This is a genomic window from Pseudomonas sp. NPDC090203 (assembly GCF_044746765.1).
GTDB lineage: Bacteria > Pseudomonadota > Gammaproteobacteria > Pseudomonadales > Pseudomonadaceae > Aquipseudomonas > Aquipseudomonas putida_AD.
The window spans coordinates 253,187-276,552 of record NZ_JBIVCV010000004.1 but is presented as its reverse complement, the minus strand read 5'-3'; the positions used below and the strand labels follow the sequence as shown (position 1 = coordinate 276,552).

General features: G+C 62.0%; 17 protein-coding genes. 6 read left to right on the top strand and 11 right to left on the bottom strand.

Annotated features, from left to right (window positions below; all coding sequences use genetic code 11):
- The first annotated feature begins 55 nt into the window (after positions 1-55).
- Complete coding sequence (locus ACIPO9_RS09120; protein WP_274130499.1) at positions 56-781, top strand: Crp/Fnr family transcriptional regulator; 726 nt, start codon at positions 56-58, stop codon at positions 779-781.
- Here ACIPO9_RS09120 and ACIPO9_RS09115 read toward each other — a convergent pair.
- The 6 genes from ACIPO9_RS09115 to ACIPO9_RS09090 form a co-directional block, all read right to left on the bottom strand.
- Entirely contained in the window at positions 769-3,909 is a 3,141-nt protein-coding gene (locus tag ACIPO9_RS09115; protein WP_400780227.1) for an efflux RND transporter permease subunit, read from the bottom strand. The two genes, ACIPO9_RS09120 and ACIPO9_RS09115, sit on opposite strands and share 13 nt — an antisense overlap.
- Positions 3,906-5,159: an efflux RND transporter periplasmic adaptor subunit gene (locus tag ACIPO9_RS09110; RefSeq protein ID WP_400780225.1), complete on the bottom strand. Its 1,254-nt coding sequence runs from the start codon at positions 5,157-5,159 to the stop codon at positions 3,906-3,908. The genes ACIPO9_RS09115 and ACIPO9_RS09110 overlap by 4 nt, the downstream gene beginning before the upstream one ends.
- Entirely contained in the window at positions 5,156-6,412 is a 1,257-nt protein-coding gene (locus ACIPO9_RS09105) for a TolC family protein (protein ID WP_400780223.1), read from the bottom strand. Before ACIPO9_RS09105 ends, ACIPO9_RS09110 begins: the two co-directional genes overlap by 4 nt.
- Positions 6,413-6,510: 98 nt before the next feature.
- Positions 6,511-6,861, bottom strand: a complete 351-nt coding sequence (locus ACIPO9_RS09100; RefSeq protein WP_400608193.1) for a hypothetical protein — start codon at positions 6,859-6,861, stop codon at positions 6,511-6,513.
- 163 nt (positions 6,862-7,024) lie between these two features.
- The gene (locus tag ACIPO9_RS09095) at positions 7,025-8,269 is read right to left on the bottom strand and encodes a serine hydrolase domain-containing protein (protein WP_400780221.1); all 1,245 of its coding nucleotides are present in this window, start codon (positions 8,267-8,269) and stop codon (positions 7,025-7,027) included.
- 177 nt (positions 8,270-8,446) lie between these two features.
- Positions 8,447-9,538 (bottom strand): helix-turn-helix transcriptional regulator, encoded by a 1,092-nt coding sequence (locus ACIPO9_RS09090; RefSeq protein ID WP_400780220.1) that lies wholly within the window; start codon positions 9,536-9,538, stop codon positions 8,447-8,449.
- 98 nt (positions 9,539-9,636) lie between these two features.
- On the opposite strand from ACIPO9_RS09090, the gene ACIPO9_RS09085 reads away from it, so the two are divergent.
- Complete coding sequence (locus ACIPO9_RS09085; protein WP_400780218.1) at positions 9,637-10,032, top strand: hypothetical protein; 396 nt, start codon at positions 9,637-9,639, stop codon at positions 10,030-10,032.
- A 177-nt stretch (positions 10,033-10,209) separates the two neighbouring features.
- Complete coding sequence (locus ACIPO9_RS09080) at positions 10,210-11,526, top strand: hypothetical protein (RefSeq protein WP_400780216.1); 1,317 nt, start codon at positions 10,210-10,212, stop codon at positions 11,524-11,526.
- On the opposite strand, the gene ACIPO9_RS09075 is transcribed toward ACIPO9_RS09080, so the two are convergent.
- The gene (locus ACIPO9_RS09075; protein ID WP_400780525.1) at positions 11,480-12,457 is read right to left on the bottom strand and encodes a LysR family transcriptional regulator; all 978 of its coding nucleotides are present in this window, start codon (positions 12,455-12,457) and stop codon (positions 11,480-11,482) included. The genes ACIPO9_RS09080 and ACIPO9_RS09075 overlap by 47 nt on opposite strands.
- 236 nt (positions 12,458-12,693) lie before the next feature.
- On the opposite strand from ACIPO9_RS09075, the gene ACIPO9_RS09070 reads away from it, so the two are divergent.
- Entirely contained in the window at positions 12,694-15,513 is a 2,820-nt protein-coding gene (locus tag ACIPO9_RS09070; protein WP_400780214.1) for a 2-oxoglutarate dehydrogenase E1 component, read from the top strand.
- Positions 15,514-15,535: 22 nt separating this feature from the next.
- On the opposite strand, the gene ACIPO9_RS09065 is transcribed toward ACIPO9_RS09070, so the two are convergent.
- Positions 15,536-16,375, bottom strand: coding sequence for a helix-turn-helix domain-containing protein (locus tag ACIPO9_RS09065; protein WP_400780212.1), 840 nt, complete (start codon positions 16,373-16,375; stop codon positions 15,536-15,538).
- Between the two features lie 118 nt (positions 16,376-16,493).
- On the opposite strand from ACIPO9_RS09065, the gene ACIPO9_RS09060 reads away from it, so the two are divergent.
- Both ACIPO9_RS09060 and ACIPO9_RS09055 read left to right on the top strand, forming a co-directional pair.
- Positions 16,494-17,891, top strand: a complete 1,398-nt coding sequence (locus ACIPO9_RS09060; protein ID WP_400780210.1) for an NAD(P)/FAD-dependent oxidoreductase — start codon at positions 16,494-16,496, stop codon at positions 17,889-17,891.
- 201 nt (positions 17,892-18,092) lie between these two features.
- Positions 18,093-20,198 carry a TonB-dependent siderophore receptor gene (locus tag ACIPO9_RS09055; protein ID WP_400780209.1) on the top strand — a complete coding sequence of 702 codons (2,106 nt, stop codon included), beginning with the start codon at positions 18,093-18,095 and terminating at the stop codon, positions 20,196-20,198.
- A gap of 79 nt (positions 20,199-20,277) precedes the next feature.
- On the opposite strand, the gene ACIPO9_RS09050 is transcribed toward ACIPO9_RS09055, so the two are convergent.
- The 3 genes from ACIPO9_RS09050 to prpF form a co-directional block, all read right to left on the bottom strand.
- Positions 20,278-21,018 (bottom strand): transporter substrate-binding domain-containing protein, encoded by a 741-nt coding sequence (locus ACIPO9_RS09050; RefSeq protein WP_400780207.1) that lies wholly within the window; start codon positions 21,016-21,018, stop codon positions 20,278-20,280.
- Between the two features lie 22 nt (positions 21,019-21,040).
- A complete protein-coding gene (locus tag ACIPO9_RS09045) occupies positions 21,041-22,126 on the bottom strand; it encodes a lactonase family protein (protein ID WP_400780205.1) in 1,086 nt (361 codons plus the stop codon).
- A gap of 85 nt (positions 22,127-22,211) precedes the next feature.
- Positions 22,212-23,360 (bottom strand): 2-methylaconitate cis-trans isomerase PrpF, encoded by a 1,149-nt coding sequence (gene prpF / locus ACIPO9_RS09040; RefSeq protein ID WP_400780203.1) that lies wholly within the window; start codon positions 23,358-23,360, stop codon positions 22,212-22,214.
- Positions 23,361-23,366 lie beyond the last annotated feature (6 nt).

The window sequence follows — 23,366 nt, the reverse complement described above, 5'->3', positions numbered from 1 at the left end:
TCCAAGGGGAGTACCCTGACCCGGTACGCCCTATCCTTGATCACGGTGCCCTGCCATGCCTGCCCCACCCCAGCCCAGCGACAACCACCTGCTCGCCGCGCTCCCGGCGGACGACCTCAAGCGCCTGGCGCCTCATCTGGAGCAGGTGCCGCTGGCCTTGGGCGATGTGCTGTATGAACCGGGCGATACCCTGCGCCACGTGTATTTCCCCACCGACTCGATCGTGTCGCTGCTGCATGTCACGGAAAACGGCTCGTCCGCCGAGATCGCGGTGGTGGGCAATGAGGGGCTGATCGGAATCGCGCTGTTCATGGGTGGCGAGAGCACCTCCAGCCGCGCCGTGGTGCAGAGTGCGGGGGTGGCGTTCAGGCTTCCCGGGCAGAAACTGAAGAAGGAGTTCAACCGCCACGGCGATCTGCTCCTGCTGATGCTGCGCTATACCCAAGCGCTGATCACCCAGATGTCGCAGACCGCGCTGTGCAACCGTCACCACTCCATCGACCAGCAGCTGTGCCGCTGGCTGCTGCTGTCACTGGATCGCCTGCAGGGCAATCGCCTGAACATGACGCAGGAACTGATCGCCAACATGCTCGGCGTACGTCGCGAAGGCGTGACGGAAGCAGCGGGTAAACTGCAACGCCAGGGCGTCATCGAATACAGCCGCGGACAGATTACGGTGCTCGACCGTCCGCGACTGGAGCGCCTGAGTTGCGAGTGCTACCTGGTGGTCAAGACCGAAACCGACCGCCTGCTGCACTACACCCGTCGTCAGGACGAGTGATTGCCAGACAGCTGCCTGCGCCGCATCAGGCGATAGGCGGCTGGTAATACGAAGAGTGAAAGCAGCGGAGCAGTGACCATGCCGCCGACCATCGGCGCGGCGATGCGGCTCATGACTTCGCCGCCCGATCCGCTGCCGGACAGGATCGGCAGCAGGCCGGCGAGAATGACCGCCACCGTCATCGCCTTGGGCCGCACACGCTGTACGGCGCCCTGGCGAATCGCTTCGATCAGCCCTGACTCCGAGCCCTCGCCCAGGCTTTGCCGCTCTGCCCAAGCATTCTTCAGGTACAGCAGCATGATCACGCCGAACTCGGCAGAAACCCCGGCCAGTGCAATGAAGCCAACCCCCGTGGCGACCGACAGGTTGAAGCCGAGCAGATAGAGGAACCAGGCCCCGCCGGTGAGCGCGAACGGGAGCGTGGCCATGATCAGCAGCGCCTCATCGATTCGGGAAAAGGTCAGGTACAGCAGCACGAAGATGATCAGCAGAGTCGCCGGGACGACCAGCTTCAGCCGCGCATTGGCCCGTTCAAGGAACTCGAACTGGCCCGAATAGCTCAGGCTCATCCCCGGCTGCAAGGTGACCTGCTGCCCGATGACCTGGCGCAGATCGCCGACCACCGAAGCCAGGTCCCTGCCGCGTACATCGATGTACACCCAGCCGGAAGGCCGTGCGTTCTCGCTCTTGAGCATGGGAGGGCCGTCTGTGACCTTGATCTTCGCCACCGTGCCCAGGGTGATCTGGCTGCCCTGAGGCGTGTAGATCGGCAACTGTTCAAGCGCGCCGACCGAATCACGCCATTCCCGCGGGTAACGCAGATTGATGGGGAAACGCGCCAGCCCTTCAATGGTTTCGCCGACGTTTTCCCCGCCAATGGCTCCGGACACGATGGATTGCACGTCGGCGATGTTCAGCCCGTAACGCGCGGCTGCCTTGCGGTCGATATCGACGTCGATGTAGCGCCCGCCCGTGAGCCGTTCTGCCAGCGCCGAACTGATGCCGGGCACGGTCTTGGCCACCCGTTCCACGGCCTGGGTCGCGGCATCGATCTGGGTCAGGTCCGTCCCCGCGACCTTCACGCCAATGGGGCTCTTGATCCCGGTGGCGAGCATGTCGATGCGGTTACGGATCGGCGGAATCCAGATGTTGGTCAGCCCTGGAACCCGCACCACGCGGTCCAGTTCTTCCACCAGTTTCTGCGGGGTCATGCCCGGCCGCCATTGCTCCCGAGGCTTGAATGCAATGGTGGTTTCAAACATCTCCAGCGGTGCAGGGTCCGTGGCGCTTTCAGCGCGACCGGCCTTGCCGGACACGTGCTCGACCTCGGGAATGGTCTTGATCAACCGATCCGTCTGTTGCAACAACTGCGCAGCCTTCTGCGCCGACAGGCCTGGAAGCGCCGACGGCATATACAGCAGATCCCCTTCGTCCAGCGGCGGAAGAAACTCGCCGCCCAATCGCGACAGTGGCCACAGCACGCTGGCGAACACCAGGGCTGCGATCAGCAGGGTCGTCCTGGGACGATTCAGGACGGCATCCAGCGCCGGCCGGTAGATCCCGACCAGCAACCGGTTCAGCGGGTTGCGCTGCTCATCGGGAAGCCGCCCGCGAATCCAGTAGCCCATCAGCACCGGCACCAGGGTCACGGACAAGCCCGCCGCTGCCGCCATGGCGTAGGTCTTGGTAAACGCCAGCGGCCCGAACAGCCGCCCTTCCTGGGCTTCAAGGGTGAACACCGGAATGAACGACAAGGTGATGATGAGCAGGCAGAAAAACAGCGCAGGGCCGACTTCGGTTGCCGCTTCGGTCATCACCCGCCAATGCTCCGGCCCCTTCAACACCTGCCCGGGATGGGCGAGGTGCCAGGCTTCAACCTTCTTGTGGGCGTTCTCGATCATCACCACGGCGGCATCGACCATCGCACCAATGGCGATGGCGATGCCGCCCAGCGACATGATATTGGCGTTGATCCCTTGATGGCGCATGACGATAAACGCAATCAACACGCCCACCGGCAAGGAGATGATCGCCACCAGCGAGGATCGCAGGTGCCACAGGAAAACCCCGCACACCAGGGCGACCACGATGAACTCCTCGATCAGCTTGTGGCTGAGATTCTCCACCGCGCGGTCGATCAACTTGCTGCGGTCGTAGGTGGTGACAATCTCCACCCCTGCCGGCAAGCTGCGTTTGAGCTGTTCAAGCTTGACCTTGACCGCCGCGATGGTCTCCCGGGCGTTCTTGCCGCTGCGCAGCACCACGACGCCGCCCACGGTTTCACCCTGGCCGTCGAGTTCGCTGATGCCACGGCGCATTTCCGGCCCGAGCTGGACCGTGGCGACATCACCCAGGGTGACAGGCACCCCGCCCGCCCCAAGCTTCAGCGGGATGGCGCGAAAATCATCGAGGGTTTTCAGATAACCGGAGGCCCTGACGATGAACTCGGTTTCCGCCATCTCCAGCACCGCGCCTCCCGTTTCCTGGTTGGCCTTGCCGATGGCCGCACTGACGTCCGCCTGGGTGATGCCGAGGCTGGCCAGCCGCACGGGATCGAGCAGCACCTGGTACTGCCTGACCATGCCGCCGACCGTCGCGACCTCGGCGACGTTGGGCAGGGTCTTGAGTTCGAACTTGAGGAACCAGTCCTGCAGGGCACGCAATTGCGCCAGATCATGGCCGCCAGTGCGATCCACCAGGGCATACTGGAAAATCCAGCCGACACCGGTGGCATCCGGGCCCAGCGCAGGTTTGGCGTTCGCTGGCAGGCGGCTCTGCACCTGGCTCAGGTATTCCAGCACGCGCGAGCGGGCCCAGTACGGATCGGTGCCGTCCTCGAACAACACGTAGACGAAACTGTCGCCGAAGAACGAATAGCCCCGCACCGTCCTGGCCCCCGGCACCGAAAGCATGGTCGTGGACAACGGATAGGTCACCTGATTCTCGACGATCTGCGGCGCCTGCCCCGCATAGGGGGTGCGGATGATCACCTGCACATCCGAAAGGTCCGGCAGTGCGTCGATGGGCGTATTGCTCAGCGACCAGAGCCCCCAGGCGGTCACGAACATCGTCGCCAGCAGCACCAGGAAGCGATTGGCGACTGACCATCTGATAACGGCGGCAATCATGGTCGGGCCCCCATGTCACGGGATGGCGCGGTGATGCCCTTGAGGCTGGCCTCCGAATCCAGCAGGAACTGGCCGGAGGCAACGACCTTCTGCCCCTCCTCCAGGCCTTGGGTGATGACAGTCCTGCCGTCACTCTCCTGCCCCAACTGCACTTCCACCGGACGATACTTGCCTGCGTCTTCCGCCAGCATGACCAACGCCCGGCGCCCGGTACGAATCACCGCTTCGCTGGGCACCCACAGCACGCTCTGCTCGCCGGGATGGTGCAGGCGCACCTGGGCCGTCAGGCCGGGCCTGAGTTGCCCGTCCGGATTGGGCAGCTCCACCCGCACGCGAAGGGTGCGGGTGTCCGGATTGGTCTGCGGCAGAATCGCACTGACCTTGCCAGCCAGGGTCTTTCCCGGAAACGCCGGCAGGCGGGCTTCAACGCTTTGCCCGGTCACGACGGCACCGGCTTCGGATTCCGGGACGGCCACCGCCAGCCAGACGCTGTCCAGCCCGTTGATGCGCGCCAGCGTCTGCCCCGTCGCCAGGGTCATGCCGACGCGCAGATCCAACTCCTGCAGCACACCACCCATGGGGCTGGTGAGGGTCAGCAAGGGCTGAACCTTGCCGCTGCGCTCGACCTGCGCGATCAAGGCCGGCGGCATGCCGGTCAGACGAAGCCGTTGCCGCGCCGCGCTCAGCAGCGCTTCGTCGCCCTGGGCCTTGAGCGCCACGAACTCGGTCTGGGCAGCGGCCCAGTCCGGCACCAGGATATCGGCCAGCGGCGCATTCACCGCCACCACATCACCGGGGGCATGGGCGTAGACCCGCTCGACAAACCCGTTGGTGCGGGCCTGAACCACGGCGATATCGCGCTCGTTGAAGCCCAGCACCCCGGTGACGTCGAGGGTTGAATCAACGACGCCACGGGACACCACGCCCAGCCGCAACCCAAGGTTCTGGGTCAGGCCGGGATCAATGCTCACGGCAGCCGCATCCCCTGAGCCCTCGGCATATCGGGGCACCAGTTGCATGTCCATGAAAGGCGACTTGCCCGGCTTGTCGAACTTTTGCTGGGGGTACATGGGGTCGTACCAGTACAGCGCCTGGCGTTCCTTCGATTCCTGCGGCGCACTTGCAACCTCGGGTGATGGCAGACCACTGTCCGGCTGGCCTGCGAACCCGTATCCCCCCGCTGCTCCCAGCCCCAGACCCACGGCCAGGGACAACCCCGCCAGCACCACTGCATTCCACGGCTTGTTCATGAACGCGGTTCCCCATAGGTAAAATACAGGCGGGCACTGGTCAGGGCTCGCTGTTCCTCGACGTCGATCTGCTTGAGTCGCGCTTCGATGAGTTCACGACGGGCCGCGATGACCGCATTCAGATCGCCTTTGCCGGCCCGATAGCTCGCAAGGCCCAGTTCGACCTTCTGCTCGGCCAGCGGCACCAGGCTTTCACGGTTGCGCTGCACCGCACGGCTCAGTCGCTGGTAGTCGGCCAGTTCGCTTTCCAGTTCGGCACGGTGCTCACGGGACAAGGCGTCGCGTTGCGCCTCGATCTGGCTGAGTTCGGCTTGCCTGGCGGCGATCCTCGGGTTTTGCCGGGAGTCCGGAAACAGCGGCAGATCCCACGAGAACTGCACGCTGACCATGTCGCCGAATTGACGATTGCGGTGCTGATAGTCCAGCTCCCAACTCCAGTCCGGACGTTTCTCGGCGATGGCTTCCTTCACCCTCGCCTGCGCCTGGCGCGTCATCGGGGCAAACGCCGCCAGCTCCGGATGGTGCTGCAGGGAGTGCGAATAGCCGGCTCCATCGACGGGCCAGTCCGGCAGGCTGCCCGCCGGTTCCTCGTCACCTGCTGCGCCGATCCAGCGCTTGAGCGCCGCACGAGCCTGGGTTCGCTTGAGGTTGAGGTCATCCTGCTGCTCGGCGAGCAGCGTCGCTTCCTGCCTGGGCGTCACGGCATCGGCAGGCTGCGCGCGACCGGCGGCGATCTGCGCCTTGACGGTGTCGGCCAGCAGCCGGTTTTCCTTGTAGAAGTCCTGAAACAGCGCGTCCTTGCGCTCGACCGAATAGCGGCTGATCCACGCCATCGCCGTCGACTGACGCACGTTGAGGCGCTCGACCTGGCGCTCTGCCGCAGCCCGCTCAACAGCCGCATTGGCGACCTCGATCCGGGCGTTGCGCTTGTCGCGATTGGGTACTTCCTGTCTGACCCCGATCATTTGCATGGTCATGAAGTCATCGTTGACGCTCCAGCGATCCGGGCCGCCCACGGGGTAGTTCTGCAAGCCTGCCAGCAGCTTGGGGTCGGGCAGTTCTCCAGCGGGGACGGCCGCGCTGCTGGCGGCCTGGATGTTGGCATCTTGTGCGACAAGCGAAGGCGCCTGGGTATCTGCCAGCCGTAACGCTTCATCGAGCGTCAGGGTGGCAGCGAAACCCGGCCATGCCATCACGCTTGCCACCAGACCGGCCACCAGAGGCCAGCCGGTGCAATAGCACTTGGCGTTCATGTTGTTGATTCCTGAGTTCATTCACTGCGCGGGAAAAACAGACACGCGCAGGCAGTCCGCTTCGCCTTGGCGAAGCGGGGCTCAATGTCGAACAGGAATCAGGCGCGGGGCGGTCGCCACACCCCGGAAGGAGGCTGGGTAACAGAAGCATCGCTGACCAGCGAAAACACGACCGGAACCAGCGGCGTCACAGGCGGTTTGAACACCGAGACTTCCAGCATGCCGCCAGTCTTGCACTCCTGGCCCGGCTTGCATGGCTTGCCGTGATCGGCAGGGTTTTTCAGGTCGTGGCTGTCGTTACAGCAGTCCATCCCCATGCCATCCATCATCGCCATGCCCATGGATTTCATCGGGCAGGGTTCCGTTGGCGCCTGAACACCCGCCATCCCGGTGAGGGGAAGCGCGAGGCTGAGCATGAGAATGAGGCAGAACCGCAGGTAACGTTTCATATCGCAGCACTGTAATGACTGACAACGGCCCTGACAAATCGGGGATCGCGTGGAGGCAATAACAGCGGATCAGGGTTAAGGCAGTATTATGTGCTCAGGATGTGAGCACATGGCAGGGCGATGCGAAGCTGTATGACCTTCCATCGCCCTGCCAGGCGCGCTGTCACTTCAAGGCAGCGACCACGGCATCGAAGAACACCATGGGGTCCACTGGCTCTTTATCCGTGGGCTTGGGCTGGGCACCGAAGGTGACAATCACCACGTTATTGGCCGGGTTGAGGTAGATGTTCTGGCCCTGGATACCGATCGCTGCATAGGCGCCGTCTTTCACCGACGGCTCGGTCCAAGCCGTCCACCACATGTAGCCGTAGTCCAGGGACTTGCCGTTTTTCAGGGTGGTCGGCAGGGTCGCTTCCTTGACCCAGCCTTCGGGCAGGATCGAGGCGTCGTTGATCTTGCCGCCGTTCATGAAGAACAGCCCGAAGCGTCCGTAGTCACGCAGCGTGGCGCTGATGCCGCTGCCACCGATTTCCACGCCATCGGGCGAATCGAGCCACCAGCGGGCGTCGCTCTCCATGCCGAACGGCTGCCAGATCTTCTGCGACAGGTAATCGGCCAGCGGCATCTTCACGGCGCCACGAACGATTTCACCGAGTACCTGGGTTTCACCCGTACTGTAGTTATTAGTCGTGCCGGGCTCAGCCGCGCGCGGCAAACTGGCCATCAACGCCATGGCCGAATGAGGCTTCTGGGATATCTGCGCGTTCAACAGCGCGCGGCGGTCGGACGCCGGATCGGTGTAGGTCTCGTTCCACTTCACCCCCGAAGACATCATCAGCACATTGCGCAGGGTCACGCCTTCGTAGGCGCTGCCCTTGAGCTGCGGGACGTAATCCACCACTTGCGCATCGAGGCCCTTGATAAGCCCGTCCTTGATCGCTGCACCCGCAAGCGTCGAGGTGATGGACTTGGCCATCGACATCGACATCCAGCGGGTCTTCTCGGTGTTGCCGCGCTGGTAGTTCTCGAACACGATCTTGCCGTCCTTGAGCACCAGCATCGCAGTCACGCTGTTGAGTGCGACGTAGTCATAGAGATCGTACTTCTTGTCCTCGAAGGTGAAGCGAACGTTGGGCAACTGTTTGTCTGATCGGGCCAGCGCATAGGGATGATTGCCGGCCTTGATCAGGTGCGTGGGAAACAGCCGGTCGATGTTGCGGTAGGTACTGACCGCCAGATCCGGGAACATGGCGCCGTCATAGATCTGCTCCACGGTCCCGATGGGTTCCTGCGCGTGTGGGTAGTCATCGGCCAGGGCGGCCGAGGAGATGCCCGCCGCAAGCAGGCCCATTGAAAGAAGCAGCGAACGGCCAGGCGCGGCCGGACGAGAAATAGCGGATGAATGCATGACCTGTCCTTTTTTATTTTCCATTCACAACCATCAGGACGCGTGCGCCCGCTTGAACCATAGCCTACCGATTGCAAGTGCGCGGCGAGCGCTGAAGCATCCTGCTGCCTGCACTTGACGGCAGATCAGGGGAGCCATCAAGCCAGGCGCTGTTGGCGCAAATGGTCATCTGCCCCGTCAGGGGGTCGGATCTTCGGCGTAAAAACTTGCGGCCTGGCGCACGGCATCACGCACATGGGCGCGAATGACGGGGGGCGCAAGTACCTCGATCTCGTCCGCGTTGGCCAGCAAAAACAGGCGCAAGCCCTGGGTGTCGAGAATCGAGCAGCGCAGCTCCCACTTGCCATCGGCCAGTGGGGTGAGGACCTGCTGGTCTGCCAGCGGGTTTTCGCTGAGCCTGTTGTGCAGGTTGGCGCCCAGCCTGAGTCTGAGTTCCACGGGCTCATCGGCGTGAATGGTCATGAGATGCCGCTGCGCTTCAAGGGAATTGACATCGAAGTCTTCAGGGTCCGGGATGTACAGGCTGCTGTCTTCAATCGCCACGACTCGGTGCAACATCAGTGCACAGAACGTCCCAGGCCCATTGCTGCTGTACTTGCCTCGCCTGGCGCCCGGTTGCGGTTCGCAGCCTTCGGGCCACTCTTCCTCCAGCACGTAGGCCGACAGGTAGATGTTGGAATCCTGATAGGAAAGCGCCAGGGGCTTGAGGTGGTAGACACATTCGACGCCACCTGCATCCCTGGGCAGATAGGTGACTTTCAGGGGCTGATTGAAAAACAGCGCGTCATGAATGCTATCGACATGCGCAGGGTCGAATTGCCCGACCTTCAGCACCGTGAAACGGGTACCGGTGGTGATGCGTTTTGCCCAGTCGAACTTTCGAAACGGCACCCGGCTCATCACCTTGTCGACATGTGCACGCAATTTCTGCAGAACCTGCGCCGGTGCCTGCATGCCGAGCCTCGCCGCATGATCCAGCATCGCTGACAAGGTCACGGCCTCGGTGGGCAACAGGGTCAGATCGAGGGCAGGCCCCAGCCACACCCAGAAATTGGCTCGCTGGTCCGAGTCCTGCCGGACCTGCCTGACTTCGCCAATACGCTCAAGGGCCTCAAGGTCTCGTTGAGTGGTCTTGAGGATGTGGTTCTCCAGCCCCAACGCGGCGCAAAGACGCTTGTGAATGACGGGCGTCGGCTGGGCTTCCTTGTAATCGGCCAGAATCTTGCGCAGGCAATCACGGCGATCATACAACTCTGATTTATTTTCCACGGTCATCCTGTTGCGGACACGATCTGTCCCTATCTGGTGTTCTGATGCTCTGGCTGGCAAGCAAACCCGCTCAATGGCGCCAGCACACGGGAATATCCATGAATCGTCAAGCCTGTGCTGCAACGCCCCCCACGCAATCGCTGCAGGAAAAAATCGTCGAACTGGCCGTCGGCGGCATACCCGCCATCCGCCTCAAACAGGCCCTGGACCAGGACTTTCCTTTTCTGGACCAGGCGCAGTACCACGCGGCGCTGCTGGGCCTGCAGGAACTCGGCCGACTGGTCGGTGAAGTCCAGGAAGGCGAATGGTGTTTCAAGACCCTCGACGACACCGACCCTGACTATAAACCCCTGGAATACAGTAACGAATTTGCCGAGCAGATGATTGCCGCTTCCTGCGGGGAGTTCGTCGAAATCGACGTCGACGAATTTCTCGCCCTGCTGGACGCCATGATCGCCGAGGCTCGAAGCGCCGGTCCTGACTCTTCCCGCTGAACGCCCAGCCGTGCTTCTCATTGCCCAGGACGTGTTCTGACTTCAGTGGACCCGAAGCCCTGTTGCGCGAAGGTTCGAAACGCTGCTGTTCTGATTAATAGCGAAATGGCATTACCTACATTCGGCAGGTACAGTCGTCACCTGCGGAAAAAATCAATTCATTCAAGGATGTACGAAGTGAAAAAGTCGTCTTATCTGGCTCTCCCAGTGGTGCAGCAATTCGTGACCTGGCTGGGCAACAACCTCGACAGCGAGACCTTCGCCCACAGCTACATCAATCGTCGCAGTGGTGCCTGGCAATGCAAGAGCCTGTATGACGCCTACGTCCAGTACCACTGGCGTCATCGCGGCGGCCATACCTTCGCCCACAGCGCAGCGACCCTGACATCCCTCGGCAAAGCGCTGCATGCCGCACTCACCTCGCCCGCCGACGATCAGGCTGTCCGTAGCGCAGCCACCGACGTCATGATCTGGGGCGGCGTGGTCGCCGGGAACGTGCGCTGGCTCAACGCCAACCAGAAGCTCGCCTCGGACCTGCTGGCCGTGCAGGCGGCGATCAATGCGCAAGACACGGCCGACGCCGTCCTGACCGATCGCCAGCTTCGCTTCAACGCGGGAATGACCAAAGTCTATTCGCTGCTCTGCGAGGGGTTCGTCATCTACGACAGCCGCGTCGCTGCCACGCTGGGCTGGGCCGTCAGAAAATTCTGCGAAGCCCGGCAGTTGGCCACTGTGCCGGCCGAACTGGGTTTCCCTTGGGCACCGGCCAAATCCACGCCCAACCACCCTGCGCCGAAAGACCGCAATCCGTCTTCTGGTACGCTGACCTTTCCGAAGCTCAGCTCCGGGCCGCTTCACGCCCAGTGGAATCTCAAGGCCAGCTGGATACTGCAAGCTGCACTGCTCACACCCGCAGGCCAGGCCAGCCAGTTCACCAGCGACCCGTCTCTTGCGACGCCCGCCTTGCGACTGCGAGCGCTGGAAGCCGCATTGTTCATGATCGGCTATGACCTGAACCAGCACACGGCGAGTGCCTCGACGCAAGCTGCCGCTGCAATCGACGCCTGGATCGAATGCCAGACGCTGGCTCGCCGCAACCCGTTTCGTTATCGCTTCACTCCAACCGGCCTGGAGGTGGAAAACGGTCCACGCTTCACCATCAAAGAGATGAATGAAACCCTCGACGTCCTGTGGAAACACTTCAACGCCGGCCCGTTCCCCCTGGCCAATAGCGTCACAGGTGTGCCAAGCGGCACGGTCCCCATGGGCATGGGCACGGCGTATTACCGCGTCACCGGGAAAAGCGCCGCGTTCACCAGCAAACTGGCAGCAGCCCTTGAGGACCTCAACGTCATCCTTCCCGTGCCACCGTCCCGTGGCTCGGGACTGCATTGGGTTCTGAACCTGGAAATGCTGCAACTCGACAGCCCATCCAGCCCGGCAGATGTCACGGCCGTGTTCGAGGAACTGGAAGCGGATCTGGCGGAGAGCTGATATGGCTTACGTCTGGTAATCTCCCCGCCCCGGACAGGCTCGCCGCCAGCCTGTCCAGCAAGGCGCGCACCTTAGGTAGCGCCTGTCGGCTCTTGCTCCACGCCAGGTTGATCGCCAGGCCATCGGTCGCCAGATGCACAAGCACCTCGACCAGACTGCCCTCTTCAAGCTGGCGCTGGATCAGCCATGTTGGCAGCTGTGCGACGCCACACCCTGCCGCCACCGCTGCCGCCATGCCTTCCCCGTCCCCTACGCGAAATCTTCCAGGCATGACCCGGCGCTCGATTACGCCGGGCCGGTCCCCCGGAAAATGCCATGGGTGGATCGTGCCGTCGTTATCTCCGTAGACCACACAGCAGTGGTCGCGCAACTCGCTTTCCGAGCCTGGCGTACCGTGCCTTGCCAGGTAATCGGGCGATGCGCAGAAGATGTGCCGTCCGGTGCCCAGGTAACGGTGCCCCACCGTGGCTGGCCAGACATCCGGTCCTCCGACCTGAACCACGACATCGATGCCTTCCTCGACCGGGTCCACGATGCGATTGGAAAACGTGATGTGCGGCGAAAGTTTCGGGTGCTTGTCGATGAAGTCCAGAACGACCGGCAGCGCATGCATCCGTCCGTAAGACGCAGAAAGGTCGATGCGAATACCTCCGCAAGGCTCGGTATTTTCATGCAGCGCCGCTTCGGCTTCTTCAAGATCGGCCAGCACACCGAGGCAGGTCTTGTAGAACGCGGCACCAGCCTCCGTCAGTGACAGGCTTCGGGTGGTGCGATGAAACAAGCGGATATCGAGTCGACCTTCCAGGCGAGCAATGCTCTTGCTGATCGCCGAGCCGGTCAGGTTCAAACGCTCGGCGGCCAGTCTGAAACTGCCGCAGTCCGCCACGCAGACAAACACATCAATGCCTTTGAGCCGCTCTGACGAGAACATCACCCATCCCGAATTGTGAATTAATTTCATCTCAGATGATAAATTATATCGCATAACTGATTTCAGTTCCTCAGTACGCTATTTGCGCGTGCAGTGAACGCGATCTGGCAGCGCGGCCACCCAGTCACAGGAAACACCGACTGAACAGCCCCACCCCAAGCCCGGCTTGGGCCGACCCTCCCTGCACGTGAATGCCGGACAAACCGGCCGCCATTTTCAGCCCATCGAGGATCACCATGCACAGCCAGAAAGCTCCAGCCCTAGACAGCGGCAACGTCGCCTACGTCGAAGCGTTGTACGCACAGTTCTTGAGGGACCCCACCGTTGTATCAGAACAATGGAGCCACTACTTCGATTCACTTCGCCCGTCGCTGGACCACGGGGGATACCATGCCGAAGACATCGCGCCTGCCGCTGCCATCGAGGGAATCATCCAGGTGGCAAGGGATACTGAGCGCGGGACATCTGGGAGTGGCTTCCCGGTCATGGACAATTCACGCCTGCAACTCGCCGCTCAGTCGCTGATCGCAAGTTACCGAACGGTCGGTGCACGCAGAGCGAACCTGGATCCGCTGTGGTGGGCACCTGTGCCGCCACGCCCCGAGCTGTCGCCTGCATATCATGGACTGAGCGACGCCGACCTTGCTTTTAAAGCCGAGTTTGCGGGCCAGGCGTTCTGGCGAGGGGCAGCATCGATTTCGGATCTGGTGTCTGCACTGGAAACGACCTACTGCGGCACCCTGGCCAGCGAATTCATGTACCTGAGTGACCCGCTACAGCGCCAATGGTGGATCGACCGCCTGGAATCCACCTGGGCTAAATCCACGCTCACACAGGAACGAAAACTGCGCATCCTTGAGCGTCTGTCTGCAGCCGAAGGTCTGGAGAAATACCTGCATGCCCGTTACAGCGGGCAGAAAAGATATTCGCTCGAAGGCGGTGAATCGTTGATTGTCCTGCTCGACGAACTCATCCATCACGGCGCCAAGGCCGGTGTGAGCAACATCGTCATGGGCATGGCCCATCGCGGACGCTTGAATGTGCTGGTGAACACGCTGGGCAAACCACCCGCCTCCCTGTTCGACGAGTTCGAGAACAAGACCGCGCACGGTCTCCCGGCAGGCGACGTGAAATATCACAAGGGCTACACCGCCGACATCAAGACTGAGCATGGGTTGGTAAAAGTGGAACTGGCTTTCAATCCCTCGCACCTGGAGATCGTCAACCCGGTGGTTCAAGGGATGGCCCGTGCCCGTGGCGTGCAGCACGCGCCTTCATGGCGCAATGCGGTGCTGGCCGTGGAAATCCACGGTGACACAGCCATCTCCGGCCAGGGTGTGGTCATGGAAACCCTCAACCTGAGTGCGACCAGGGGCTACGGCACCTGCGGCTCCATCCATGTTGTGGTGAACAACCAGATCGGCTTCACCACCTCCGATCCTCTGGAAACACGCTCGTCGTTTTTCTGCACCGACATTGCCAAGCTCATCGAGGCGCCCGTACTGCACGTCAACGCCGACGATCCCGAGGCTGTCGTCAACGCTGTTCAACTGGCACTGGATTATCGCCAGACCTTCGGCAAAAGCGTGGTCATTGATCTGGTCTGTTTCCGGCGCCATGGCCATCAGGAGCAAGACACGCCGCACATGACCCAACCGTTGATGTACCGCTCGATCGCCACGCATCCAGGCGCGCTCAAGCTTTACGCCAACAAGCTGATGGCATCGGGGCTGATCACCCAGGCACACGTGCTGTCAGTCGCTCAGGCGTACCGCGACGCGCTGGACAACGCTCAGCCTGAGGCAGCCGGCACAGCCCTGTTGCCAGCAAGCGTGGTGGCCTGCGCCGAATCATTCGTCCCTCAGGGAAAGGATGGGTATCTGGCCCCCTCACTGGAACAGATCAAGACCCTGGCCAGCCGAATCGTCGATCTGCCTGATGGCTTGAAATTGCACCCCCTTGTGGCCAAGGTCACGGGGGCCCGTCGTGAGATGGCCGCCGGGACCCGGCCGCTTGACTGGGGAATGGCCGAACACCTGGCATTGGCCTCCGTCCTCTCGGAAGGCATTGAGGTCAGGCTCAGCGGCGAGGATTGCGAGCGCGGAACGTTCGGGCATCGGCACGCCGTTCTCAACCCGCAGAATCGTGAAGTCCGCAGCCAGGGCAAATACCGCCCGCTGGACCACATAGCGGGGCAGCAAGGCGAGTTCACGGTGATCAACTCAGTGTTGTCCGAAGCTGCGGTACTGGGTTTTGAGTATGGCTACACCCTTGGCAAACCCCAGGCGCTGGTGATGTGGGAGGCCCAGTTCGGAGACTTCGCCAACGGTGCGCAAGTGGTCATCGACCAGTTCATTGCCTCCGGTGCCGCGAAATGGGGACAGCACAGCGCACTGACCCTCCTGCTGCCCCATGGCCAGGACGGCCAGGGCCCCGAGCATGCGTCGGCCAGGCTCGAGCGTTATCTGCAACTGTGCGCGCAGGACAACATGCGGGTCTGCCAGCCAACGACCCCAGCGCAGTTCTTTCATCTCCTGCGCCGACAGGCACTTCACTCTACGCCCCGGCCACTGATCGTGATGTCACCCAAGTCCCTGCTTCGCCATCCGCAAGCCGTGAGCACACTCCAGTCGCTGTCCAGCGGCTCGTTCCAAGAGGTGATCGGCGACAGCGCGGCAGCCTCCGCCCAAGCGCGCAAGATCACCTGCGTCATTCTCTGCTCGGGAAAAATCCACTACGAACTGTTGGCGCACCGCAGCAGCGAGAAAGCCGAGCACGTCGCCCTCGTGCGCATGGAGCAACTCTTCCCGTTTCCATACGAAGCACTGGCCGACGCACTCGGCTGCTACCCGAATCTGCAATCGGTGATCTGGTGTCAGGAAGAGCCCAAGAACCAGGGCGCCTGGTCGTTCATCGATGACTATTTGCGCGACATAATCCCCGAAAACGCATCGCTGCGTTACGCAGGTCCTCCTGCCAGTGCTTCCACGGCACCTGGCAACATGGCGATGCATATCGAGCAGCAACGGCAGATCATGCAGAGCGCATTCCTGTAACCGGGCCGCGCACTGCCCGTCTTCAGGCAGTGCGCGCCAGGCGCTCCAGATACGCCTTCGGAGACAGCCCGGTTTCCTCGCGAAAACACTTGTAGAACGTCGACAGCGAGCGAAACCCTGCGGCGCGGGCCAGATCGTCGACTTTCGTTGCGCTTGCGCCGTTTTCCAGTTGACCCAGCAAGTGGCGCAAGCGCAGTTGGTTGATGTGCTGGTAGAAGCTGCAGCCCAGTACCTGATTGAGAAAGAAGGAGATCTGATTGCGCGTGTAGCCGGTGGCGGCGGCCACCTGTGCCATGTCCAGGTCGGGGTTCAGGTAAGGCTGTCGGGTCTGGAAATATTGCAGCAGGTCGCCGGCCAGGACGCTCAACTGGCGCGCAGACAACCCCAGGCGGCTGGGGGCCACACGCGAGGCAGATTGTGGCGCCGCGCCGTTGTGCTGCCCCACCAGCAGCGAATGCTCATTGACCCGCACCACTCGCCCATCCCGCACGGTCAACGCCTCGCACGCCTGGAACGACACCAGCCCCCGGGTGCCGCGCAACGTTACCTGGTACTGCAGGAAGGCCGTGTCGCCGTCCACGCGCAAGCGATCGACGTAGTGCTGGGTTTCATCGCCCTGCCCCGGCATGCTGGACAGCAGGTATTCACGCAACTCGTGGGGCGCGATGCGGCGGCCCTGGAAGAAATCGTTGTACTCGACCTGCGGATCGAGCAGCGTCAGCAGCGTGTCGATGTCCCGACGCTGCCAGGCCTGGTGATAACGCAGGATCAGCGCGTGGGTGTCGGCGCTGGCCGGGTCCTGCCGAAACGGCTGCGGGTCCAGGGAAGTCCGGGGTTTCTGACATTCATCAGGCTTGCTCATCGTCCCGCCATCTCTCCTGTTTTCCGCGCGTGCCCGCACATAACCGCCTGGGGTTTTACGCCGCTGTGCTCGCGTTAACCTTGAGCCATCACCGTCCGACGACCCGCCGGAGCTTTCCATGAACGCGCCCAAGTTGCACGCTTCGCTGGCCAATGCCCAACCCAGACCTTACTGGATTGACAGCGTTTCACAACCCCCGCCCTGCCCCGCCATGACTGGCGCTGCGCACTTCGATCTGGTGGTGGTTGGCGGCGGGTTCACTGGCCTGTGGACTGCCCTGCTGGCTCGTCAGCGCTGGCCGGCGCGCAGTATCGCGGTGATCGAAGCGCGACGTTGCGGCTCCGAAGCCAGCGGGCGCAATGGTGGATTCTGTGCGCCAAGCATTTCCCACGGCGTCGGCAACGCCTTCAAGCGCTGGCCAGCGGAGGCCGAGCGGCTTATTCGTCTTGGCCGGCAGAACCTCGACGAGATGGCCGATGACATCCGTCGCCTGGGCATGCAGGTCGAGTTCGAACGGGAGGGCAAACTCAACCTGGCCAGCCAACCCTGGCAAATCGAAGGGTTGCGCTCGATGCAACGCAACTACGCACGCCTGGGCATCGAATGTGAGTGGCTTGAAGCAGACGCCCTCAGCCAACGCCTCGACTCCCCCGTTTACCGGGCGGGTCTGTTCGAACCCAACTACGCGCTGCTCAACCCGGTCAGGATGGTGACAGAGCTTCGCCGCGTCTGCCTTGAGCAAGGGGTGCTGTTGTTCGAAAACAGCCCTGTGCTTGAATTGCGCTCCGAACACGACGGCCTGTTGATCCGCACCGCAGAGGCCCAGGCTCGCGCGGGTAAAGTGGCACTGGCGACCAACATCGCCCCGCCATTGCTGGGTCAACTGTCTTCAAGCGTGATCCCGGTCTACGACTACGCGCTGGTCACCGAGCCCTTGAGCGATGCGCAACTGCACACGATTGGCTGGCGGGGGCGCTATGGTATCGCCGACGCCGGCAACCAGTTTCACTACCTGCGCAAGACGGCGGACAACCGGATTCTCTGGGGTGGCTTTGATGCGGTTTACCACTTCGGCGGCCGCCGGGATGAACACCTGACGCAGCGCCCCGAGAGTTTCAATCGCCTGGCGCTGCAATTTCGCCAGGCCTTCCCGGCCTTGCAGGACGTCTCGTTCAGCCATGCCTGGGGCGGCATCATCGACACCTCGGCCCGCACCACATTGTTCACCGGCTGCGAGCATCAGGGCCGCGTCGCCTATGCCTTGGGCTTTACCGGCCAGGGCGTATCGGCAAGTCGTTTTGCGGCGCAGAACATGCTCGATTTGCTGTCCGGTGAGCGCACCGAACGCACCGAGCTGGCGATGACCTCCACGCCACCCTTTCGCTTTCCCCCCGAGCCGCTGCGCTACGTCGGCGTGAAGATGGCGCAGCGCTCACTGGCTCGCGAAGACCGCGACGGCCATCGCGACCTGCTGCTCAAGAGCTTCGACGCCTTGGGCATCGGTTTCGATTCTTGACCAAAACCCACTACGGCACCTGTGCTGCACCCACACCGCATCGACCGACCTGAAGCGGCCTGATTGTGTGGGTTCGGATACAAACCTGTACCCACATGACATGTGAAATAAATGTCAAAAGATTGTTAACGACACATCTAGTTATCATTCTCATTTTCATTCAGAATCGCGCAAATCTTTCCTTCTTCAGGTGTTTTGATCGTGAATCCTCGTTTTCCCGCCAGTTTCCTCTTCGCCGGTGCTGTCAGCGTTTTGCCGTTGGCACAAGCCGCCGATGACCTGACGCTTCCCGCAACGGAGATCCAGGACGTTGCCGCTCAGAACGACGCGCAGAGCGTGGGATACGTAGGAAAGCCGGCCACCAGCACCACCAAGATGGGGTTGAGCAACAAGGAAACGCCGCAGGCGATCACCACCATCACCCGCGCGCAGATGAACGATTACAAGACCAACAGCGTCAAGGACGCCCTGCGCTCGGCGCCCTCGGTGACCGTTGAGCAGAGCGAAAGCGACCGCACTGAGTTCACTTCCCGCGGCTTTGAAATCAACAGCTTCGAATTCGATGGCATGAACATGCCGTTCACCCAGACCATCCTCAACGGTGACCTGGACATGGCCGAATACGAGCAGATCGACATCCTGCACGGCGCCAACGGTTTGATGAGCGGAACGGGCAACCCGTCGGCCACGGTCAACTTCGTGCGCAAGCGCCCGACCAGGGAGTTCCAGGCACAGATCGACACCAGCGTCGGCTCGTGGGACAGCCGTCGCATCGATGTCGATGTCTCAGGTCCCCTGACCGAAACCGGCAACGTGCGCGGCCGCTTCATCTACGCCCATGACAAGGGCAACTCGTGGATGGACCGCTACAGCCACGAGAAAAACGTCGCGGCCGGCCTGCTGGCATTCGACCTGTCCGATGCCGATACCCTGACCGTAGGTTTCTCGCAGCACAACAGCGATTCCAACGGCAGCACCTGGGGCAACCTGCCGCTGGTGGACACCAGTAACAACCCAATCCATTACTCAAGCCGCAGCTCCAACGTCGGCCAGCCATGGAGCTACTGGAACATCCATACCCAGCGTGTGTTTGCCGAACTCAAGCATGATTTCGGCAACGGCTGGAATGCCACGCTGACCGGCACCGGCATCACCGAATACCAGAACTCCAACATGCTCTACGTCGCCAGCGTCACCGATGACGATGCGCTGGCGTTCGCGGCGCAGACCTCCGGCCGCTCCCACCAGTTGATCGGCGAGGCGAAAGTCTCCGGCCCGTTCAGCCTCTTCGGGCGTGATCACGAGCTGACCTTCGGCGCCACCTACGGCCGCACGCACCAGAAAGCGCGCGAGTACGATGCCGCCGAGACGGGCTATTACCACACCTCGTTCGCCAGCATCCTGGCGGGCACAGAAACGCCGCCGCAATTCCTCTTTACCAGCGACATCAATACCCAGAACATCGTTGACCGGCAGAAGAGCCTGTTCGCCGGCGCCCGCTTCAGCCTCGCCGACGACCTGCACTGGATCGCCGGCGCACGCATGCTCAGCACCGACGGCAGCGGCGAAAGCTACGGCGTCGACCACGCCCAGCGCGAGCACGGCAAGGTCACGCCGTACACCGGCCTGGTGTATGACCTGAACCAGGACTGGACGCTCTACACCAGCTGGACGCAGATCTACAATCCGCAGTTCGGCACAGTCGGCGTGGACGGCAAGGTGCTCGACCCACTCGAAGGCAAGAGTCTGGAAGCGGGCGTCAAGGGCACCATGTTTGACCAGCGCCTGAACCTCACCGCAGCAGTATTCAAGACCGAGCAGAGCAACGTGGCGTCGTCCGACTTCATTCAGGTCGGCTCGCAATTCCGCTACTTCACCGGCGACTACAAGAGCCACGGCATCGAGCTCGAAGCCTCGGGCGAAGCGCTGCCAGGCCTGGATCTGCTGGCGGGCTACACCTACGTGCACATCGAGAACGACGACGGTGACAAGACCCGCCGCTACGTCCCGACCCACAGCTTCCACGGCATGGCGACCTACCGCCTGCCCGGCATGCCGCAAGCCCGGATCGGTACTCGCGTCAGCTGGCAGAGCGGTATCCAGAACGACAACATCAGCGTGATCCGCCAGAACGCCTACGCCCTGGTCGATCTGATGGCCAGCTACGACATCGACCGCAACTGGAGCACAGCGCTGAACCTCAACAACGTCACCGACCGCAAATACCTGACGTCGCTGTACAGCGGCACCGCGAGCAACTACGGCGCGCCGCGTAACGTGACGGCGTCGGTGACCTGGAAGTACTGATTCGGGCCTTTACCAACGAGCCTCCGTTCTGGGGGCTTGTAGTCTTTTCGGTGGTCACCCGCCTTGAACGTTTGCTGATTCATTCCGAGCCGGGTTGTGCAACCCGCGCATCACGTCCGCCACTGGCGTCCAGGGCGCTGGCGACCAGGCCGCTACGCAGACATCGATTGATGAAACCTTGAACGTAACCGGCGGCCGTCTTCCTGCCTTTTGGAACAGCCATGGCCTGGCGGATTTCGGTGAAGTTGTCGTTCAGCACCCTGACGCCTGATGTTGTTCTGGCGAAGCGTTCCAGCGGCTGGCGAACACCGGCTGCGGCATCCAGGCCAAGGTCCAGAAAGGTGTCAACGGCGCTGGCCGAAGTCGGCGCTCGAACCAGCTCGGCATTGTTCAGCGTGCGGGACAGGAACAAATCGTAGGCAGCGCCCTTCCCCACAGCGATTCGGCAACCCAACGCATCCAGAGCTGCGGCGCGGTGGAATGGGCTCTCATTTTTTACCAGGTAGGTGCCGTCAATGCAGACGTAGGGACTTGAAAAGGCGATTTTCTCAGCCCTGACTGGTTCAATGGCGAGGAATGCGAGATCCCAGGCCTGCGCTTCGAGCGCAGCGAAGACTTTGCCGGCGGCATCATACGCCGTCATGCACAGGTCAATGTCGAGCTCATGCGCGAGCGCTGTTGCCAACGCCACCGACACGCCCGAAAGCGCTCCAGTGCTTTCGTCACGCTGTGCCAGCACCGGATTACCGAGATTGATTGCAACCCGCAGCTCTCCATGCGGAGCGATGTCCTTTCGTACGGCAGCAAGATCAAATTCCACAGGGAATCGCTCCTTTGCAATTTCAGGTCTTGAAAATCATGCACACCGGGCTGCCGGTCTCGATGACCTGACCACTGGAAGTGAGCGCACCCGAGTGCGGGTTAACGTTGAAGCTCAGTATGGTGTCGTCCTCTTCGTTGGCGACAAACAGACGCGTGCCGTCTGGGGTCAGGCTCATGAAACGCGGCTTGCGGCCTTGCGACGACGCATGACCCGTGACGGTCAGTGCTCCATCAGCCTTGATCGCGAGGATCGTCACGCTGTCATGGCCGCGGTTCGACACGTAGAGGTATTTCCCGGACGGCGCCATCACTATCGCCGCGGCGCGACTGTCGCCGGTGAATTCCGATGGCAGCGTCGAAACGATCTCCCTGGCCGTGAGCGAACCGTGCTCTGAGTCATAAGCGTAGGCTGTGACGCTGCTGTCGAGTTCGTTCACCACATAGGCGTGTTTGCCCGTTGGTGTGAACACCACATGACGCGGGCCTGAACCTTCCCGAGCCTTGACCATGCTGACCTGGCTGACACCGTACTGCCCGTTGGTCTGCTGCACGCGATAGACGAAGACGCTATCCAGACCTTTGTCGGGGATGACCAGGAATCGTCCGGACGGGTCGAACGGAATCATGTGTGGATGGGAGCTGCCTTGCTCCACTTTATGCGGACCTGGCTCTCCGGGCAGCGACTCAAGGTGGGCAAGCTCGCCGAGGCTGCCACCCTCCTGAATCGGCAAGACGGCGAAGCTGCCAGCTGCGTAGTTGGCGACGGCCAGGAACCTGCCCGCAGGATCGACGCTGAGATGAACGGGATTCCTGCCCCGGGTGCCTACCGTATTGAGACGGGTCAACTCACCGGTCTTCCCATCAATGGCGAATGAGCTTACCTCGCTGAGATCACCGTGGACGCAGTACAGATGGGACTGCGAGTGATCGAAGGTCAAGAACGACGGGTTCACCAGATCACTGAGCGTCTGAACCAATGTGCACGCACCCGTTTGCGGTGCATAACGGTACACAGTGATCCCTGCGCCACGGGCGTTTCGCTCCCGGGTCGTGCGTGATCCAACGTAAGCGAAGCGAGGAGTCTGCGAAGATATGTCATGGGTCATTTTGCATTCATCACCGGTTCAAGCAGCATGTGCCGCGGGGTCGATGGGCTCATGCCGGGCGCCCCCAGCATGAGCACAGGCTGAATCAGAGGACTTCAGGAATTAGCACCCAGCCTTCCATCAACCGCCGGGCGCTGCGGCTCATCACGGCCTTGTCCACCGCCCAGGCGCCATCTTCCAGCACAGTTTTTGCGCCTACGGCGACGCTGCCTGCGGTATGCCCCATCCGAACCTGACGCTCCCCGTTATCGCCAACGATACGGTTCACCAGCGTCCCATCCAGCGCGGCCGCAACGGCAACCGCGACTGCTCCGGTTCCGGTAATTGCGTGGTGCAGCTTGCCCATCGACAATATGCGGGCGATGACGTCGATGTCGCCCGGCTCAACGAACTTGCCGCCCGCAGCCTGATAGGCCTGAGGCCTGGCCACAAAGCACAGCTTGGGCGTGTGAGGGCGCAGGCGCGTTGCCTCGTCGGCACTGGCGGCCAGACCCATGGCAACGGTGCAGTGTGCGCGGATCGTTTCGCAGCGGGCGAGCAGTTCAGAGTCGCCGTTGACTTGCTCCTGGGTTTCAGTGCCCTTGAGCCCTACCCTTTCTGCGTCAATGAAGATGGTAGGGTTGCCAGCGTTCAACAAGGTGACGGGCATATTGCCAACGCCCGGAATGTCCAGTTCGTCAATGGCGTTGCCGGTCGGCAGGATGCTGCCGTCCGAGCCGCCAGGTTTGAGAAACTCCAGCACGACTTCCGCAGCGGGGAACGCCACGCCGTCGAGCACGAAGTCACCTTCCTCCTGCACCTCGCCGTTGCGCATCGGTACGTGGGCAATGATGCGCTTCTGGATATTGGCCTGCCAGATCCGCACGACGGCGATGCCATCGCGAGGCGCATCTACCAGACATTCAGAGATGGCGTATGGGCCGACTGCCGAGCTCAGATTGCCACAGTTGCCCGACCAGTCGATCACTGGGGTCTCGATGGCCGGAGCCCCGAACAGGTAATCAACGTCGCAATCCTCACGGCTCGATTTGCCGATAACCACGACCTTGCTGGTACTGGAGGTCGCACCGCCCATTCCGTCGATCTGCTTGCCGTAGACATCCGGGCTGCCGATCACCCGGAGCAGGATGGCATCACGCTCTTGGCCTGCAGGCGGCAGATCCTTGTCGAGAAAGAACACACCCTTGCTGGAGCCGCCACGCATGTACACGGCTGGAATACGTCTTTGAGTCATTTGTTA

Coding starts and splice junctions, on each gene's coding strand:
- ACIPO9_RS09115 (WP_400780227.1), bottom strand. CDS start 3,909: ATGATTGCCGCCGTTATCAGATGGTCAGTCGCCAATCGCTTCCTGGTG.
- ACIPO9_RS09110 (WP_400780225.1), bottom strand. CDS start 5,159: ATGAACAAGCCGTGGAATGCAGTGGTGCTGGCGGGGTTGTCCCTGGCC.
- ACIPO9_RS09100 (WP_400608193.1), bottom strand. CDS start 6,861: ATGAAACGTTACCTGCGGTTCTGCCTCATTCTCATGCTCAGCCTCGCG.
- ACIPO9_RS09085 (WP_400780218.1), top strand. CDS start 9,637: ATGAATCGTCAAGCCTGTGCTGCAACGCCCCCCACGCAATCGCTGCAG.
- ACIPO9_RS09095 (WP_400780221.1), bottom strand. CDS start 8,269: ATGCATTCATCCGCTATTTCTCGTCCGGCCGCGCCTGGCCGTTCGCTG.
- ACIPO9_RS09065 (WP_400780212.1), bottom strand. CDS start 16,375: ATGAGCAAGCCTGATGAATGTCAGAAACCCCGGACTTCCCTGGACCCG.
- prpF (WP_400780203.1), bottom strand. CDS start 23,360: ATGACTCAAAGACGTATTCCAGCCGTGTACATGCGTGGCGGCTCCAGC.
- ACIPO9_RS09105 (WP_400780223.1), bottom strand. CDS start 6,412: ATGAACGCCAAGTGCTATTGCACCGGCTGGCCTCTGGTGGCCGGTCTG.
- ACIPO9_RS09120 (WP_274130499.1), top strand. CDS start 56: ATGCCTGCCCCACCCCAGCCCAGCGACAACCACCTGCTCGCCGCGCTC.
- ACIPO9_RS09070 (WP_400780214.1), top strand. CDS start 12,694: ATGCACAGCCAGAAAGCTCCAGCCCTAGACAGCGGCAACGTCGCCTAC.
- ACIPO9_RS09045 (WP_400780205.1), bottom strand. CDS start 22,126: ATGACCCATGACATATCTTCGCAGACTCCTCGCTTCGCTTACGTTGGA.
- ACIPO9_RS09075 (WP_400780525.1), bottom strand. CDS start 12,457: ATGTTCTCGTCAGAGCGGCTCAAAGGCATTGATGTGTTTGTCTGCGTG.
- ACIPO9_RS09060 (WP_400780210.1), top strand. CDS start 16,494: ATGAACGCGCCCAAGTTGCACGCTTCGCTGGCCAATGCCCAACCCAGA.